Origin of the sequence: Marinobacter salicampi, from assembly GCF_011074795.1 — a bacterium.
Classification (GTDB): domain Bacteria; phylum Pseudomonadota; class Gammaproteobacteria; order Pseudomonadales; family Oleiphilaceae; genus Marinobacter; species Marinobacter salicampi.
The window spans coordinates 32,197-47,638 of sequence record NZ_JAAMPF010000022.1 but is presented as its reverse complement, the minus strand read 5'-3'; the positions used below and the strand labels follow the sequence as shown (position 1 = coordinate 47,638).

At 58.1% G+C, this 15,442-nt stretch carries 13 protein-coding genes; 4 read left to right on the top strand and 9 right to left on the bottom strand.

Annotation, left to right across the window (positions count from 1 at the left end; genetic code table 11):
* Positions 1 to 272: 272 nt before the first annotated feature.
* From dtd to typA, 4 genes are all read right to left on the bottom strand, one after another.
* The gene (dtd, locus tag G7W63_RS13245; RefSeq protein ID WP_166258868.1) at positions 273 to 731 is read right to left on the bottom strand and encodes a D-aminoacyl-tRNA deacylase; all 459 of its coding nucleotides are present in this window, start codon (positions 729 to 731) and stop codon (positions 273 to 275) included.
* Positions 732 to 814: 83 nt separating this feature from the next.
* The gene (gene pip / locus G7W63_RS13240; RefSeq protein WP_166258865.1) at positions 815 to 1,774 is read right to left on the bottom strand and encodes a prolyl aminopeptidase; all 960 of its coding nucleotides are present in this window, start codon (positions 1,772 to 1,774) and stop codon (positions 815 to 817) included.
* A gap of 13 nt (positions 1,775 to 1,787) precedes the next feature.
* Positions 1,788 to 1,982: a hypothetical protein gene (locus G7W63_RS13235; RefSeq protein ID WP_166258863.1), complete on the bottom strand. Its 195-nt coding sequence runs from the start codon at positions 1,980 to 1,982 to the stop codon at positions 1,788 to 1,790.
* A 25-nt stretch (positions 1,983 to 2,007) separates the two neighbouring features.
* Positions 2,008 to 3,822: a translational GTPase TypA gene (gene typA / locus G7W63_RS13230; RefSeq protein ID WP_166258860.1), complete on the bottom strand. Its 1,815-nt coding sequence runs from the start codon at positions 3,820 to 3,822 to the stop codon at positions 2,008 to 2,010.
* A gap of 616 nt (positions 3,823 to 4,438) precedes the next feature.
* Between typA and glnA the strand changes: the two genes are divergently transcribed.
* The 4 genes from glnA (at position 4,439) to ntrC (ending at position 9,356) form a co-directional block, all read left to right on the top strand.
* Entirely contained in the window at positions 4,439 to 5,842 is a 1,404-nt protein-coding gene (glnA, locus tag G7W63_RS13225; protein ID WP_166258857.1) for a glutamate--ammonia ligase, read from the top strand.
* Between the two features lie 202 nt (positions 5,843 to 6,044).
* Positions 6,045 to 6,584, top strand: a complete 540-nt coding sequence (locus G7W63_RS13220) for a DUF4124 domain-containing protein (RefSeq protein ID WP_166258854.1) — start codon at positions 6,045 to 6,047, stop codon at positions 6,582 to 6,584.
* Between the two features lie 262 nt (positions 6,585 to 6,846).
* The gene (glnL, locus tag G7W63_RS13215) at positions 6,847 to 7,938 is read left to right on the top strand and encodes a nitrogen regulation protein NR(II) (protein WP_166258851.1); all 1,092 of its coding nucleotides are present in this window, start codon (positions 6,847 to 6,849) and stop codon (positions 7,936 to 7,938) included.
* Positions 7,935 to 9,356 carry a nitrogen regulation protein NR(I) gene (gene ntrC, locus G7W63_RS13210; RefSeq protein WP_166258848.1) on the top strand — a complete coding sequence of 474 codons (1,422 nt, stop codon included), beginning with the start codon at positions 7,935 to 7,937 and terminating at the stop codon, positions 9,354 to 9,356. Before glnL ends, ntrC begins: the two co-directional genes overlap by 4 nt.
* A 42-nt stretch (positions 9,357 to 9,398) precedes the next feature.
* Here ntrC and G7W63_RS13205 read toward each other — a convergent pair whose 3' ends face one another.
* The 5 genes from G7W63_RS13205 to G7W63_RS20130 all read right to left on the bottom strand — a co-directional run bounded on the left by G7W63_RS13205 (position 9,399) and on the right by G7W63_RS20130 (position 15,398).
* Positions 9,399 to 12,617 (bottom strand): DUF6701 domain-containing protein, encoded by a 3,219-nt coding sequence (locus G7W63_RS13205; RefSeq protein ID WP_166258846.1) that lies wholly within the window; start codon positions 12,615 to 12,617, stop codon positions 9,399 to 9,401.
* 399 nt (positions 12,618 to 13,016) lie between these two features.
* Positions 13,017 to 13,796 carry a type II secretion system protein gene (locus G7W63_RS13200; protein ID WP_166258843.1) on the bottom strand — a complete coding sequence of 260 codons (780 nt, stop codon included), beginning with the start codon at positions 13,794 to 13,796 and terminating at the stop codon, positions 13,017 to 13,019.
* Positions 13,796 to 14,302: a type II secretion system protein gene (locus tag G7W63_RS13195; RefSeq protein ID WP_166258840.1), complete on the bottom strand. Its 507-nt coding sequence runs from the start codon at positions 14,300 to 14,302 to the stop codon at positions 13,796 to 13,798. Before G7W63_RS13195 ends, G7W63_RS13200 begins: the two co-directional genes overlap by 1 nt.
* Positions 14,299 to 14,757 carry a type IV pilin protein gene (locus G7W63_RS13190; protein WP_166258837.1) on the bottom strand — a complete coding sequence of 153 codons (459 nt, stop codon included), beginning with the start codon at positions 14,755 to 14,757 and terminating at the stop codon, positions 14,299 to 14,301. Before G7W63_RS13190 ends, G7W63_RS13195 begins: the two co-directional genes overlap by 4 nt.
* A gap of 134 nt (positions 14,758 to 14,891) precedes the next feature.
* Positions 14,892 to 15,398, bottom strand: a complete 507-nt coding sequence (locus tag G7W63_RS20130) for a type II secretion system protein (RefSeq protein ID WP_278185423.1) — start codon at positions 15,396 to 15,398, stop codon at positions 14,892 to 14,894.
* Positions 15,399 to 15,442: the final 44 nt, after the last annotated feature.

The window sequence follows — 15,442 nt, the reverse complement described above, 5'->3', positions numbered from 1 at the left end:
ACTTAAAGAAAGTAATGATGCGCTATTTTTATTACAACCTTCCGCTTTATGCAAACCTTTTTAGCAGAAGTTTTTGTCAGTTTTGTGACAGAGCCTACGATCACGTCATATTCTTCAGTCTGACCTTTCTGTTAATTAATCTTAGTACAAATACAGGGCCAATCCTGGTTAAACCATTACTTATCAATACGTTAAACCGGCCGTCATCCTGGGTCACCGGTAATGGACGGAGGCCGGGCGCCCCAAGGAAGTGCCCTCCTGCATTGGGCGCCCTAAGTTGGCGCAGACGTGGCTTCCAGCAGAAAGGTCACCGGGCCGTCATTGATCAAGGCCACTTTCATATCGGCGCCGAACCGGCCGATTCTGACTTTACCGCCACCCAATTGATCCCGGGCCTCTTGAGTAAAAAGTTCAAAAAGAGATCTGGCCTTGTCGGGCGGAGCGGCCGCCGAGAAGCCCGGTCGGGTGCCCGAGCCGGTGTCGGCAGCGAGGGTAAACTGGGGAACAACAAGTAGCTCGCCCTGCGTATCAAGCAGGCTGAGATTCATACGACCGGTAGGGTCGGGGAAAATACGGTAGGTAAGGATCTTGCGGCAAAGGGCTCGGACCTGGTCAGGCCCGTCATGACGCTCTATACCGAGGAGAAGAAGCAGTCCGGCCGATATATCGCCAATCAATTCGCCTTCAACGGTAACGCTGGCACTGCTTACACGTTGTACTAAGCCCTTCATTTACATCCCGTTTAGAAGACCAATCGTGCCCAGAAGAATAGCGCCTTGCTCCCGGCGTCGCAATGCTCATCCCGGGCCGACTCTCAGACCCGCCCTTCCAGCTGGTCCGCGAGCTCATCACAGGCTCGCATGAGGGTGTCAATAATGGCAGGCTCCGATGCGGAATGGCCAGCGTCACGGATAATCCTGAGGTCGGCCTCGGGCCAGACCTCACTCAAGGCCAGGGCGTTGTCCAGAGGACAGACCATGTCGTAGCGCCCGTGGGCAATAATGCCGGGAATACCCGCTAGCTGGCGGGCATTGCGCAGAATCTGGTCCGGCTCCAGGAAGGCATTATTCATGAAGTAGTGGCACTCGATACGCGCCAGGGCTATGGCCACATGGGGGTGGCCGAAATGCTCCACGACCCGGGGATTGGGATGGAGCGTTGCACAGCGGCCTTCCCAAATGGACCAGGCCTTGGCTGCCTGTATCTGCTCCAGCTCGTTGGAACTGGTCAGACGCCGATAATACGCCTCGACCAGAGCTCCACGCTCGGATTCAGGTATGGGCCCCAGGAAATCCTCCCAGTAGTCCGGAAACACGCGGTTGGCACCGTCCTGGTAAAACCAGTGAATATCTTTCGGACGACAGAGAAAAATACCCCGGAGAATCAACCCGAGAACCCGGTCCGGATGGGCCTGGGCATAGACGAGGCTCAGGGTCGAACCCCAACTGCCACCAAAGAGCACCCAACGCTCAACACCCAGCAGTTCCCGGACGCGCTCCATGTCTTCGACAAGCCGGGTGGTGGTGTTTCCCTCAAGTTCGGCCAAGGGTGTCGAGCGTCCGGCTCCACGCTGGTCCATCATAATGATCCGATAGCGTTCGGCATCAAAGAAGCGTCGATAATACTCCTCACAGCCTCCGCCAGGGCCACCGTGGACGACCAGTACCGGAAGGCCATCAGGGTTACCGCTCTCTTCTATATACAGATCGTGCGGCGGGTCCACCGCGAGCCGGTGGACAGCGTAGGGTTTCAGCTCCGGATAAAGGGTCAGCATTGCTCTTCCACTCTCAAAAGTTCAGTCCCGTGAATAGGCCGATCGCAACCAGCGATGCCGCTTTTGATTTGGGCATGACCATACCAGAAGCCAAGCATGCCAGCTCTGATACCGCAACTCCAGCCCGCCAGTAAAACTGCTCCCGGTCGCCGCCCCCTGTTTCGCACCGCCCTTTAGGCAGCAGCACGCCCATAAAAAAGGCGGCCATCTGGCCGCCTTTTTGAGCCTCAGGCTCAGGTTTTCTTGCTGGCGCGCTTGCGCTCGTTTTCCTTGAGAAACTTCTTGCGCAGACGGATCGATTTGGGCGTCACTTCAACCAGCTCGTCGTCGTCGATGAACTCCAGCGCCTGCTCCAGGGTGAACTTGACCGGAGGCACCAAGGCAATGACTTCATCCTTGCCGGAGGCGCGCATGTTGTCGAGTTTCTTGCCCTTGGTCGGGTTGAGCACCAGATCGTTGTCACGACTGTGGATACCACACAACTGGCCTTCATACACCTCCTGGCCGGGATCGAGGAACAGCTTGCCGCGGCTCTGGAGGGTTTCCAGAGAGTAGGTCAGAGCGGTACCAGTTGCCATGGAGACCAGCACGCCATTCTGGCGACTGGTGACGTCGCCGAGTTTGATCGGACCGTAATGGCTGAATGTCGAGGTCAGAATGCCGGTGCCTGAGGTCATGGTCAGGAAGGTATTTCGGAATCCAATCAGGCCACGGGCCGGAATGGTGTATTCCAGGCGCATACGGCCCTTGCCATCCGGCACCATATTGGTCAGATCGCCCTTGCGAAGGCCCATCTGGTCCATGGTGGCACCCTGGTGCTGCTCCTCGATGTCAACGATGACATTCTCATAGGGCTCCTGCTTCACACCGTCGACCTCGCGGATGACCACTTCGGGTCGGCCAACGGCCAGCTCGAAGTTTTCGCGCCGCATGTTCTCGATAAGAACCGACAGATGCAGCTCACCGCGACCAGACACCTTGAACTTGTCGGCCGACTCGCCTTCTTCGACGCGCAGGGCTACGTTGTGCAGCAGCTCCTTTTCCAGCCGCTCCCTGATGTTGCGACTGGTAACGAATTTGCCTTCCCTGCCCGCAAACGGTGAGTCGTTCACCTGGAAGGTCATGGAAACAGTGGGTTCGTCAACAGTCAGCGGCGGAAGCGCCTCTACGTGAGCGGGATCGCACAGGGTGTCGGAGATGAACAGCTCGTCCATGCCGCTGACGCAGATAATGTCACCGGCCTGGGCCTCATCCACTTCGACCCGGTGCAGACCGGAGTGCCCCATGATTTTGAGGATGCGCCCGTTACGCTTCTTGCCATTGGCACCAATAGCGGTTACCGGCGAATTGGTCTTGATTCTGCCCCGCGCGATGCGACCGATACCGATGACACCCAGGAAGCTGTTGTAGTCCAGCTGGGAAATCTGCATCTGGAATGGCCCGTCCATATCGACGTTCGGCGCAGGCACATGATCAACGATCGCCTGGAACACGGCATCCATATTATCGGCCAGGTTTTCGTGGTCCAAGCCTGCAATGCCGTTGAGGGCACTGGCGAATACAATCGGGAAGTCCAGCTGCTCGTCGGTGGCGCCCAGGTTATCGAACAGGTCGAACACTTGATCCACCACCCAGTCCGGGCGCGCGCCAGGACGGTCGATCTTGTTTACCACGACGATCGGACGCAGTCCGGCATCGAATGCCTTCTGGGTCACAAAACGGGTCTGCGGCATGGGGCCGTCGATGGAATCGACCACCAGCAACACGCAGTCAACCATGCTCATCACCCGTTCGACTTCACCACCGAAGTCGGCGTGGCCCGGGGTATCGACGATGTTGATGTCGTAGTCTTTCCACTTCAGTGCCGTGTTTTTGGCAAGAATGGTAATGCCACGCTCTTTTTCCTGATCATTGGAATCCATAACGCGCTCACTCTCGAGCTCCTTACGATCCAGCGTTCCGGATTGACGCAGCAATTTGTCCACAAGCGTGGTCTTGCCATGGTCAACGTGGGCAATAATGGCGATATTACGAAGTTTCTCAATCACAACGGTATCCTGCGGCATGCATGAGGACCTGAGAGGATCGTCTGGTCGCAGTCTTGCTGCCACGCGCATGCCATCTCAAATCTGATAAAGGGTCCGACGGCTGACGTACTTGGAACATGTACAGGCCGATCCGGGCCGCGCAGTATATAGGAAACTCGCGCCCGTAACTATGTAGGGATATGCCGATGTATTAGTGGATGGTACAGTCTACTGATTTATTCCAGTGCGCTTGGCGTCCAGGCCCCGTTCTTTTTACCCTTGATCATTATGCACAGAATCCACACTGCATCATTTTTGGGCACTGAACACCTGTTTGCACACTATTAGTGCAGGTAATCCTTCAGCCAGCAGTCCTTGCGTAGCGCCTGCGGTTTCACAAAGGCGCGAATCACGCTTCACTGCGCTCTTCTGGAGCATTTGCACCGAAATTGGCAAGCGGATTGCTTAAACCTACTCAGCCGAATTTACAGGCAAGCAGAAGAGGCTTTTGCTAAGCTGCCCCAACCTGAGAAACAGGTCGGATGTCGGAGCCAAGCCTACGCCTGGGCACAACACCGATCCGGCACGACGAACACAGAACTCTCCCGCCCGGCGGGCAACATACGGAGTATGCACAATGTCAAAGACGATTGATCTGATCAAAGAACACGAAGTCAAGTGGATCGATATGCGGTTCACCGACAGCCGTGGTAAAGAGCAGCACGTGACCATTCCCGCCACCGAAGCGGATGAGGACTTCTTTGCTGACGGCAAGATGTTCGACGGCTCCTCCATTGCCGGCTGGAAAGGCATCAACGAATCCGACATGATTCTTATGCCCGACGACAGCAGCTCGGTTATTGACCCGTTTACCGAAGAGACGACCGTCAACATTACCTGCGACATCGTTGAACCCACCACCATGCAGGGCTACGAGCGCGACCCCCGCTCGGTTGCCCGTCGTGCGGAAGACTACCTGAAGTCTACCGGCCTGGCCGATGGCGCCCTGTTTGGCCCTGAGCCCGAGTTCTTCGTATTTGACTCAGCGCGCTGGAAGATCGACATGCAGGGCGCGATGTACTCCCTGCACTCGGAAGAAGCAGCCTGGGTTTCCGGTGAAGAGTTCGACCGTAACAACATCGGCCACCGTCCCGGCGTCAAAGGCGGCTATTTCCCGGTGCCGCCGGTCGACAGCCTGCATGACCTGCGTGGCGCCATGTGTGCGGCCATGGAATCCATGGGTCTGGAAATCGAAGTACACCACCACGAAGTCGGTACGGCCGGCCAGTGTGAAATCGGTGTCGGCGCCAACACCCTGGTGAAGAAAGCTGACGAGGTACAGATCCTCAAGTACTGCGTGCACAACGTCGCGCACGCCTACGGCAAAACCGCCACCTTCATGCCCAAGCCAGTGGTTGGCGATAATGGCTCCGGCATGCACGTACACATGTCCCTGAACAAGGACGGCACCAACCTGTTCGCAGGCGACGGCTACGCCGGCCTGAGTGAAATGGCCATTTACTACATTGGCGGCATTATCAAGCACGCGAGGAGCCTCAACGCCTTTACCAACGCGTCCACCAACAGCTACAAGCGCCTGGTGCCAGGCTTTGAAGCACCGGTCATGCTAGCCTACTCTGCCCGCAACCGGTCAGCGTCGATTCGTATACCTTACGTCAACAGCCCGAAAGGCCGTCGTATCGAGGTGCGCTTCCCTGACCCGTCCTGCAACCCTTATCTGGCCTTTGCAGCCCTGCTGATGGCTGGCCTCGACGGCATCCAGAACAAGATCCACCCTGGCGATGCCATGGACAAGGACCTGTACGACCTGCCGAAGGAAGAAGCCCTGAACATTCCCACTGTGGCAGAAACCTTCCAGGAAGCTCTGGACACCCTGGAAGCGGACCACGAGTTCCTGACCCGTGGCGGCGTCTTCACCGAAGACATGATTGCAGGCTACATCGACCTGAAACGCGGTGAAGTCCAGCGCCTGAATATGACCACTCACCCGGTCGAGTTCGAGCTGTATTACTCGGTATAACGCTATCCGGGGCCTTGCCCCGCTGCAGCCTGACCGGCTGTAACAGCTACCGAGCAAAGCCCCGCCACTGGCGGGGCTTTTTTGTGGGTCAATGAACGTACCCTTCTTTAACGGTCTGTAACCAGGTAACTGCGTCGCCGACATTGCATTGCCCCGAGGCTGTGCCGATAATCAGACTACAGTTCCTGCATAGGTGTAGATAATGGACATAACGGGCAGAGTTCTAACAACCTGGCTTCTGATCACCCTGGCCCTCCCGGTCTCGGCGGAGGTTTATCGTCATGTCGATTCCGATGGCAGTGTTACGTTTTCCGATGAACCCCGCCACGGAGCAGAGGAGGTAGAGGTCAAGCCGGTCACCACCATTACCTTACCTAAAATGAAGGACGTAGTTGCCGATGAGGAACGCGGGGCGAATCAACGTAGTCGCCAGACGGATGACCCAAGCCCCTACGAGACCATACGGTTCACCAGCCCGGGAAACAATGAGGCGTTTCATAGTGGCAGCGGCGACATTGAGTTCAGTGTAACCAGTAGCCCTGCCCTGCGTCAGGGTCACAAGTACGAAGTCTCTCTGGATGGCCAGATTGTCGGCCAGTCTGCCGGAGGCAGTGTCTCGGTCCAGAATGTTTTCCGGGGCACCCACGAAGCCTCGGTAGCGGTAGTGGATAGCGAAGGGCGACCCATACAGAAAGGTGAAAGTATCACGTTCACCATTCACCGGCCCTCGGTGCTGAACTGACTCCACCCGCAAACCCGCCTCAAATCTAAAGCGCACTATTTTGGTGCGCGAGCACCATAAACGCGCCATACTCTGGTCAACCAGAGGGCGCGTCCTGTCCCAAAACAACCTTAGGCCTGCCAGCTGCCCACTGGCGGGGCTCGGCAACACCACTCCAGGCCGCCATTCGCCCACTGAAAGCGCATTGATCTGTCCGGATGAGTGTTTCGACTCATTCTGGTTCGCTTTTTGCATCGCAGGCAGATAGACAAGGGAGAAGCGCATGGCTCAACAGTCGGTACAGGCAGGGTACAAACACATATTGGATAATCTGGCCACGGCCGTCCTTGTGCTTAGCCCGACCTTGCAGGTCCGGTACCTGAACCCGGCTGCCGAAAGTCTGCTGGAAACAAGCCTGACCCGAATCCAGCACTCGCCTGTGCTAGGGCTCTTCGCCAACTCTGATCACGCGCTAGACACCCTGCAGGCAGCCGCAAGCAATGGTCAGTCTTATACCAAGCGGGAAGCCGAGTTCACGCTGATTACCGGAGCCCGGTTCACTGTGGACTATTCCGTGTCGCCGATCGGGCTGGAGCCAACGGACCTGCTCCTTGAGATCCAGCCCCGGGACCGGTTGCTCCGTATCAGTCGGGAGGAAGATCTTATCTCCCAGCAGGAAACCACACGCATCCTGGTGCGGGGCATGGCCCATGAAATAAAGAACCCGTTGGGGGGTATTCGTGGCGCTGCCCAGTTGCTGGACCGGGAACTGACCGGGGAAGGCCAGCGGGAGTACACGCGGGTTATCATTGACGAGGCCGACCGCTTGCGGGGCCTCGTTGACCGTATGCTGGGACCCAACCGCGCCATGCGCATGGCACCCACCAACATTCATGAGGTACTGGAACGGGTACGGACGTTATTGGAAGCCGAAAGCCGGGGCGAGCTGCGTTTCGAGCGCGATTATGACCCCAGCCTGCCCGAATTCGCCGGCGATAAGGAACAGCTGATTCAGGCCTTTCTCAACATTGCCCGCAACGCCATGGAGGCGGCCTTCGAAAACACCAGGGATGCCCGCCCGAGCGAGCCGCCCAACATTATTTTCCGTACCCGGGCGCTGCGCCAGTTCACCATCGGTCACCGCCGTTACCGGCTTGTGTGTCGGGTTGATGTTATCGACAACGGCCCCGGCATACCCCCAGAGCTGCTGCAGAATGTGTTTTACCCCATGATCAGCGGACGTGCCAACGGCACCGGCCTGGGGCTATCCATCACCCAAAGCATTATCGGCCAACACCACGGGTTGGTGGAATGCGAAAGCGAGCCCGGGTGCACCAACTTCATTATTTTCCTGCCTTTGGAGGACGCCCAATGACCCAACCGGCCAATGTCTGGATCATCGATGACGACCGCAGCATCCGCTGGGTACTCGAACGTGCGCTGACCCAGGCAGGCATGCAGCCGCGGACCTTCGAGAGCGGCGAAAGCATACTGATGCGCCTTGATCATGAGCAGCCGGAAGCCATCATCAGTGATATCCGGATGCCCGGAATCGATGGCATCGCCTTGCTTGCCGGCATCGTTGAAGCTCACCCTGATCTTCCGGTCATCATCATGACGGCGCACTCAGACCTGGAAAGCGCCGTCATCAGTTATCAGACCGGTGCTTTCGAATATCTGCCCAAGCCTTTCGATGTGGACGACGCTGTGGCCCTTGCCAAGCGCGCCGTGGCCCACAGCCATGAGCGCCGGGCGATCTCTGAGCCCATTCCGGATACCAGCCAGCGCAACACCGAAATCATTGGTGAAGCACCGGCGATGCAGGAGGTGTTCCGGGCCATCGGTCGTCTGGCACACTCCAATATCACCGTACTGATCAACGGCGAAAGCGGCACGGGCAAGGAGCTGGTGGCCCAGGCGCTGCATAACCACAGCCCCAGAGCGAAACACCCTTTTATTGCCCTGAATATGGCGGCCATCCCCAAGGACCTGATCGAGTCAGAACTGTTCGGTCATGAGAAAGGCGCCTTCACCGGCGCAGCGGCGGCTCGCCAGGGCCGTTTTGAGCAGGCCAACGGTGGCACCCTGTTCCTGGATGAGATCGGCGACATGCCGGCCGACACCCAGACCCGGCTGCTAAGGGTTCTGGCGGATGGGGAGTTCTATCGTGTCGGGGGCACCACGCCCATCAAGGTGGATGTGCGCATCATTGCCGCGACACACCAGGACCTCGAAAAACTGGTTCAGGCTGGTACCTTTCGGGAGGACCTGTTCCATCGACTGAATGTCATCCGTGTGCATCTGCCCAAGCTGGCCGAGCGCCGGGAAGACATACCCAGGCTGATGCAGCACTTTCTGAAGCAGGCGGCAAAGGAGCTTGCGGTCGAGCCCAAGCTTTTGCGGTCGGATGCCGAGGAATACCTCACCACCCTGCCCTGGCCCGGCAACGTACGCCAGTTGGAGAATACCTGCCGGTGGCTGACAGTGATGGCCAGCGGTCGCGACATCCATGTGGACGACCTTCCCCCGGAGCTGCTGCACCAGGCGGACGCATCCCCGGTTGGCCATACCTGGCAGGAAGGTTTGCAGAGCTGGGCCGAGCAGGAACTGAAGCGGGGCAAGAAAGGCATTCTGGACACCGCGGTGCCCGAGTTCGAGCGCATCATGATCGACTCGGCGCTCAAACATACCAGTGGCCGGCGCAGAGATGCCTCCATTCTGCTGGGCTGGGGCCGCAATACGCTGACCCGCAAGATCAATGAGCTCGGGATAGACAACGTGGACGAGGGCTGAAAGGCAGACGGGCAGCTGAGCACTGTCCGCCCTATTCCGAACTCAGCGCTCGCGCCAGTCGATAACACGGTCATGGCCCCGGTAGACCCCGAAGGTGGCCAGGGCGGAGGGGTTTTCCAGGGTTGCCGAGCCGTTCCAGAAATCCTTGAGCCAATCATCTACGTCCATAACCAGGGTATCGGTGCCTTGGGTGCCGCTTGGCTCAAGTACCAGCGGACCGCCAATGCCTCCTGCGACAGAACCTGCCCCTGCCTCCAGGCTGTGGTGATCATTGCTTCCGGTAATGTCAGTGGTCGACCAGCCGGTGCATCCATTGTCTACCGTATTCAGCTCGAAGCGCCCGCCGTTCCAGTATTCCACCTGAAGAGGCATCTCCAGAGCCGGAATGTTCTCCGGACCAAACACATTCTGCATGGCCAGGCGACCGTAACGCATCTCGAACGAACTCTGGGGCGACAGGACCCGGGGCAGGCCAATACCCGCAACACCGTCAGCATCCTGGATATTGTCGATGCTCAGGGTCAGGTCGGGGGTGAAAGGCGCCAGACGTGTTGACTCAAGCTTGTCGTAGGCGACTTTATCCGCCTGCGAAAATCCATAACTGAGCACTCCTGGACCGACCTCAAGCAGAGTCGCCGGAGCACTGACGTAGGTGACCGGCACGAGGTCCGAGCCATCGGAGAGCAGCTGGGCGTCATCCCTGGTGGGCAGTGTCCTCGAGACTCCGATTGCGGCCAGTTTCCGGAAGTCTTCATGGGTATAGTTTGTGGTGATGCTGCCATCGCGATTCAGGGCGCGAATCTGAACATCGGGCGCCAGGGACCAGCCCATGGCCTCCCCGGTATAGCTGAACGCCGTGCCAGCATCGCAAGTTGCAGCAAGAATGCCGTCGATTGTGGCCGCCGGACCAATATCGAAAAAAGCCGGGGTAAAGCGTCCTACCGCGTCACTCTGGCCCTTTGGAAGACTGCTGCCCAGATAGGGTTGCCCAGCTGGAACCTCCAGTGCGAACACACCGACTTCCGATACATCCTGGCTGAAAGCCACGACTCCCGCATCGGCTGCGGTCATTTCCACCGCCGTCACACCAAGCGCACCAGCCGCTCCCCCGATCGGTTCTACCAGTTCGTGGCCGAGAGTCAGTGAGGTTATCCGAAAATTCCGGGTAATACCGTTTCCGGTACAGAACTGCGCGCCCGACTCATCGGGTGTTTCCCAGGCCACAGCCCGTATGGATACATCAAAGGGATCTCCGGCCGCGGTTAGAACAGAGCATTCGCTTTGAGTTCCGGTACAGGCTGCCGCGGCTTCCGTAGCTTCAATACAGAAGCCGGCGGGAACACTCACGAAAAGATCGGCTCCCGGCATGGTCAGACCTTCATCTTCCGTGGCTGACGTACCGGAATACAGTGCCTCGATCTGCATCTGACCGGCCTCGGGATAATGAACTTCAATCTCGGCAACACCTGATGAATTGAAACTGAGGGGTAAGGCGGTAGCTGCCGCCGGGGACTGGCCCACCTCGGAGCCCGAGACTGACACGGAGGGCATGGCAGAAAGCCCACCGCCGCCGGGTTCCACAAATGTCGACCAGAAGCTGACATCGCGGGTCACGTCGGCAAAAGCCGGTACGCAGGCCTGGCTGGCGTCGTCCTGTCGTACGGCACTGACCTGTATGCTGCCGGATGTCCTGTTCGCCACCAGGTCTGGAACATCAAAGCTGAGGCCGGCGGCGTGGAAGGTCAGGTTACAGTTGGCGGCACTCAGGCCGCTGCCACCCACCTGACAGAGCGTGGTGGACTGTGGTCTGGTCGAGGGCTGTGAGCCGACCACATCCAGAACCACGGTTTCAGCGGTGGTATGGCGCAACATGGCGGTGGTTGTAACACCCTCGGTGATAGTCACGGTGTCGCCGCCAACCCAGCCTGACGGGCTCATGGTCGCTGACACAGGGTCGGTGAACAGCGTGCTGCAATCGGCGTCGGCACAGGCCCGAATGGTCACAGCCTCAGGCTGACAGGTCAAAGCAGTACCATCGTGGACGATTTCAAAATGGTCTACCTGGGCGCCCACGGGGTTGAGCTTCTGGGCGCATAATTGCACGTTGTCCAACTCGTGGATGTTATTCGAACCGCCTGTTGAACCGGTCAGGGATAACAGGAAGCTCTCGGGTACTGCTGGCTGCCCCGGCTGGGCGACGGCATCGAAGGGCGCTACCAGGGTCTGATAAGCGGTTCCGGTAGCCGTCAGATCACGTTCCACTGAGACCAGCGCCTGGTTGCTCAATCGCGAATCTACTGTGATCCGGTAACGATGTGGCGCCGGGTTGGCTATGTTGGGTTGGTCAATCCCGGGAGTCAACGAATTGGTGCCCGCGAGGTAGCGGTATTGGGGTGCCGCTCCACGAATCGCTACGGCGTCGCGGCGGAACCCCGGTCCCCCGATTCTGCCTTCATTCGAGTTGGAAAAATTACCATATTCGTCCAACCCAATGCCAAGCCATCCTCCAGCAAAGCCAGGGTCACCATTGTTTCGTTGAGCGTATCCGAGGGAACCACCATAGCTACCCGGTTGTGGGGTCACCGCCGCATCGGATAGCGCAATGGCCAAGCCATCTGCTCCGTTTCCGCCATAGGCGAAATAATTGAATTCAAGGATAATCAGATTATCTGCGGCCGGAATTTCCCGTTGCATAGTGGCGGCTGTGGCCTGATTACTTACAGCCTCGGTCATGCGCATACGGCCATTGGACGCGACCCCCGGGGTAAAATTGCCGCGCGAGACAGAGGTCACCCAATTATCTGGGTCTAACGTATTGACGGAAAAACTATCCTGAAAGCAGGTAAGCGCGCTGGGATCAATAACAATGATGACTATGTCGTCGCCTTGATCGTCTTCCCAACCCGTGGCGCAACCCCAGAACCGGAGGTTTCGACAGTACTCCGAGGTATAGCTCACCGTGTAGGTCCCGGCGGTTGAATAGCTGAACGTTCGACCAAACGACGGAACTGAGCAGGGGCTGCTTGCAAACACCTGTTCTTCAGGTTCACCCGCGTTAGACCAGCTGTCCCGCCAGACGGAATTACCACCTTGGACGTTCGAACACTCAGTAGCTGTGACTTCAAACGCGACCGTGTCACCCACGTTTACGGTCACCGGACCCACCGGGTCGCCGTTCCCCGACAGAATGACGACCCCTGCCGCCGGGGCCGACGCCAACGACAAAAGAACAATCCACAAACGCAAATAACCAGGAGTCACCTAACTCTCACCTCCAAGGTTCGCTCAGCCAGGTCCGATCCCGATCCGCAGCGCCCCGTGCTTGTTATGTTAAATACCGTTTCCGGATCGCTGTTGCCCTCGATGTCTGCCTGTACAGAGCTGCAGCTGAGCAGGGCCTGACAGCCATTGAGTCCACTGACGCTGAATATTTTTGGTGAACTGACTGCGCTGCAACTTGCTCCCGACAAGGCTTCGGCAACACCCGCCTGGGCGCCGCTCTCCGCCGCGAAAAATGCTCGTTGGGACTGGATCTGAAGGCTGACGGCTCCGGCTGAGCTCTGCTGCAGCTGCGCCATGCCGGCCACGAGCAAAGCCAGTACCGTAATAATGAACAGCGCAAGCGGAAGCCCTGCTCCGCGCTGATGGCCAGGGGATCGGTCAGGGTACATTACGAATTTGCACCTCCTGGCGGACAGTCATGGATTCGCCAGAATCCGTGTCTTCAAGCACCAACGTAAAGGCCACTACAGCGCCCCGCTGCAGGGTCGGAGGCGTCACCTCAAAGTTGAGCGAGCCGGTCTGCAATGTGGCCGCCAGCACTTCACGGTTGGGCATCGCAGCGGGCAAGCTGGTCCCGATGCTGTTCTGGATACCGTAATTGGCATACTGATACAGGAACCGGCCGGACTGGCAGAAGGTGACCGGATCGGTGACCACATAAAACCGCTTTTCCGGCGAGTTGGTATTGAACCGGTGAGTAGCGCCACCGTCGAAGGTGACTGTGACCAGCGATGTCCCGCCGGGCATGGTTGCGGGTGGCGAAATCGGCCCGGGGCTGGACGGGGTGTAAAGATCGCCGCCATAGCCATACACCACGACACGACCACTGGCGGCCAAGCCACCTGCCAGTGGCACGGCCTCGAAAGACACAGGATTGCCACCCCGGGGAAGATCAAGATAGTTCGATGCCGCCACCGTGGGCATCCACTCGATGCAGGACCCGTTGGTCCTGACTGATGTGGGCAGGGCTTCCCGCAGGGCCCGGCTGATCCGCTCACTGATGACCACGCCCGCCAGCGCGCGTTGCTGCCGGGCACTGGTGTCGATGGCACCGCTCGTTGAAAGCGCTACGAACCGAACCGAAACGGTGGCGACGATGGCCAGCAGAACGATCACGATGATCAGCTCGACCAGGGTAAACCCGTTGCGCGGGGCCATCAGAAGTTGGCCTTGTAGGCAGAAAAAATGAAGCTCTGGTCACCTGGCGCCGTGATTATCAGGTGTATGCGTTTGCCGTCGTCATTGGCAAGCCCGATTTCGCTGCCGGCACAGGTTACGGCAACCGTGACACTGAAGCCGTTGTAGCCGGTCAGAGGCCCGTCTGCTCCTGCAGGAGGAGTGTCAGACAGGCCGTCGTAGTCATCAACATCATTGAAGGTGGCCCGGGATTCACCGGAATCAGGACCTATAACGCAAAGATCGCTGGTCTGTTTCGGTACGCCACCCTGGGGTGTGTTGTGGTTGTATTTCCTGGTAATGATTTCGTCCATGTAGAGCTGGGCCAGCTCCACCGCACGGGTCTGGTTCAGGGGGTCGGCGCTGCGACCGGCAATCATGGCAAAGGCTCCTACCACCCCAGCAATGGCGATACTGATGATGACAATGGTCATGACCAGTTCCACCAGCGTGGCGCCTGACTGGCCTGAAGGCACCGGGCGCTTCATGGCTGACAGCTCCCAGCGTAAACAGACCCAAGGGAGCTCAGGCAAAGGGTAAAGGTGCTGTCACCGCTAAAGGTCAGCTGGGCGTTGCCGCCAATGTTCGGAGCCCCATCAGCGCCAAACACAATAGGAAAAGAGGCGCCGGCCACAGAGAAACTGGTACCGGCGCGGGGGATACTGAACTCCTGCACGGTCGTACCCCCGTTCTGGATGCGGAACATGAAGTCTTCCGCTCCCTGAACAACATCAAGCTGGCTGGCACCGTTACCCGCCAGTCCCGCCTGTTGGGCAAGCAGTACCGACGAGGCCAGCTGCTGGGTGGCCAGCAGCGGGGAGAAGGCGGAGCGGCCGGCAAACAGGCCAATACCCAGAACGGAGAGTACTCCAATCAGGATAATGACCATGACCAGCTCGACCAGGGTGAACCCCGATGATCTCGGGGCGATCTCTGTTCTCATGCCCCTCTCCCGGACTTCCGGCTGTTCATTCAAGGTAGGTCGGGTTAGCGCTAGCGTAACCCGACGCAAAGTGTATGGGCATCAAGCATGTCGGATTGTGCTGTGCTAATCCGACCTACATGGCTTGGCCCTGTTTATGAGCCTGCAGAGGTACCATCGCAAGCCGTGGCACTATCCATGGTTATCACTGCCGAAACGACCGGAGGCGTGTCAGCGTCAGTGGAATCAGTGAAAATGAAACATGGGTCTCCTGAAGCTGGAGAGTCAATTGTGACAATGTATGGCGAAGCAGTGCCTAGAATGTTGAAGTCTTCCAACTGTGCGGCGGCCTCAAGAGCACTTCCCGCAAGATAACCATTGATTGTCGCCACCGAAGTATTACCCTCCAATGTAACGGTGCCTGTAGCTCCGGTTGCATTAGTCGCGAGAGCTGTGGAACGAACAATGCCCGATGCAGACTTGACACTTCCCCTCGCAGCCTCAACGGTGGCAATCTCAGCCTCGCCACTCAAATCGGCAAACCGCGGCAAAGCAAACGCCGCCAGAATCCCCAAAATCACAATCACCATAACCAGTTCGATCAGGGTGAAGCCTTTGTTTTTTCTTGTTGCCATCTGATTCATTGCGCTCATTGCATTCATGGTTCTACTCCGTTTTAACGTTTTATTTAGTTGAGTTTTATTTA

Excerpts from the sequence above, each read along its gene's own strand:
- G7W63_RS13195 (WP_166258840.1), bottom strand. The coding sequence starts at position 14,302 with ATGAAGCGCCCGGTGCCTTCAGGCCAGTCAGGCGCCACGCTGGTGGAA.
- glnA (WP_166258857.1), top strand. The coding sequence starts at position 4,439 with ATGTCAAAGACGATTGATCTGATCAAAGAACACGAAGTCAAGTGGATC.
- G7W63_RS13190 (WP_166258837.1), bottom strand. The coding sequence starts at position 14,757 with ATGAGAACAGAGATCGCCCCGAGATCATCGGGGTTCACCCTGGTCGAG.
- ntrC (WP_166258848.1), top strand. The coding sequence starts at position 7,935 with ATGACCCAACCGGCCAATGTCTGGATCATCGATGACGACCGCAGCATC.
- G7W63_RS13220 (WP_166258854.1), top strand. The coding sequence starts at position 6,045 with ATGGACATAACGGGCAGAGTTCTAACAACCTGGCTTCTGATCACCCTG.
- glnL (WP_166258851.1), top strand. The coding sequence starts at position 6,847 with ATGGCTCAACAGTCGGTACAGGCAGGGTACAAACACATATTGGATAAT.
- dtd (WP_166258868.1), bottom strand. The coding sequence starts at position 731 with ATGAAGGGCTTAGTACAACGTGTAAGCAGTGCCAGCGTTACCGTTGAA.
- pip (WP_166258865.1), bottom strand. The coding sequence starts at position 1,774 with ATGCTGACCCTTTATCCGGAGCTGAAACCCTACGCTGTCCACCGGCTC.
- G7W63_RS13200 (WP_166258843.1), bottom strand. The coding sequence starts at position 13,796 with ATGGCCCCGCGCAACGGGTTTACCCTGGTCGAGCTGATCATCGTGATC.
- G7W63_RS13235 (WP_166258863.1), bottom strand. The coding sequence starts at position 1,982 with ATGGCCGCCTTTTTTATGGGCGTGCTGCTGCCTAAAGGGCGGTGCGAA.
- G7W63_RS20130 (WP_278185423.1), bottom strand. The coding sequence starts at position 15,398 with ATGAATGCAATGAGCGCAATGAATCAGATGGCAACAAGAAAAAACAAA.